Origin of the sequence: Mycobacterium sp. E787 (assembly GCF_001668725.1) — a bacterium.
Taxonomy (GTDB): domain Bacteria; phylum Actinomycetota; class Actinomycetes; order Mycobacteriales; family Mycobacteriaceae; genus Mycobacterium.
On sequence record NZ_LZKL01000109.1, the window covers coordinates 1 to 1290 of the forward strand.

Here is a 1290-nt window from a genome sequence, read left to right on the forward strand (position 1 = left end):
AAGGTTTTCCAGGAACCACCCGGTGTGAAACGCCACCTCGCCGGCGTGCAGGATGCCGAGCATGAATCCGAAGGTCAGGAAGTCGAACAGCGAGTTGATGGGCCCGAACGTCAGCATGAACCTGCGGATGAAGGCGACGTTCCAGTGCGCCGGCGCATCGCGTTGCTCCTCATCGACGCGGTCGGTGGGGATCGCCAACTGCGAGGCATCGTAGAGCAGGTTGCCCAGCAGGATCTGGCTGGGCAGCATCGGCAGAAACGGCAAGAACGCCGACGCGGCGGCGGCGCTGAAGGTGTTGCCGAAATTGCTCGATGTGCCCATGAACACGTACTTGATGGTATTGGCGAAAATCCTTCTGCCCGTGGCCACCCCGGTGGCCAGCACCCCCAGGTCCTTTTCCAGCAAGACCACGTCGGCCGCGTCCTTGGCCACGTCGGTGGCGCTGTTGACGGAGATGCCCACATCGGCGGCGTGCAATGCCAGCGCGTCGTTGACGCCGTCGCCGAGGAAGCCGACCGATCGCCCGTTGCGGCGCAGCGCGGTGATCAGCCGCGCCTTCTGCTCGGGGGAGATGCGCGCGAAGATGGTGTGGTTTTGCGCGGCGTCGACGAACCCGTCGTCGTCGAGGGGTTCCAGCTCGGCGCCGGTGAGAGTGCCCTTGGACGCCAAACCCAGGTCATTGCAGACCTTTTCGGCGACCCGCGGATTGTCGCCGGTGGCGATCTTGAGCTCGATGCCCAGTTCGGCCAGCTGTGCCAGCGACTGGCGCGCCGCGGGTTTGGGTTCGTCGGCGAAGACCAGAAAGCCGGCCAGCGTCAGGTCGTGTTCGTCGTCGGCGGTGAGCTCCGTCAGCTCGGCGGCCGGGCGGGTGGCGACGGCGACCACCCGCCGTCCGGCGGCGAACAAGTCCGCCAGGGTCGCATCCGCGGCCGCCGGCGTCCCGTCGCACCGGTCCAGGACCTGTTCGGGGGCGCCCTTGACGACGAGGAGGCGGTTGCCGTCGTCGTCGACCAACACCGACGTCGCGCGCCGCTCGTGGTCGAACGGCAGCAGCGCGACGCGGCGCACCGCGCCGCCCACCAGTTGCTGTGGCTGCGGGGAGTCCCACAGCGCGGCGTCGAGCGGATTGGCGCTCACCACACCGGATTCCGGGTCGACGTCGGTGGCCAGCAGCCCGAGCCGCCGGACCGGCTCGGCCGGCGCACCGGCCGGATCGATCGTGCCGACCAGGCGGATGCGGCCTTCCGTCAGCGTGCCGGTCTTGTCGGTGATCAGGATGTCGATGTCGCC

Annotated in this window: 1 protein-coding gene; it reads right to left on the bottom strand. The window is 68.4% G+C overall.

Going from position 1 to position 1290, the window contains the following annotated elements:
• Nucleotides 1-1290: HAD-IC family P-type ATPase (locus A5705_RS21555; protein WP_156763185.1), on the bottom strand; the 1290-nt coding region annotated here is incomplete at both ends.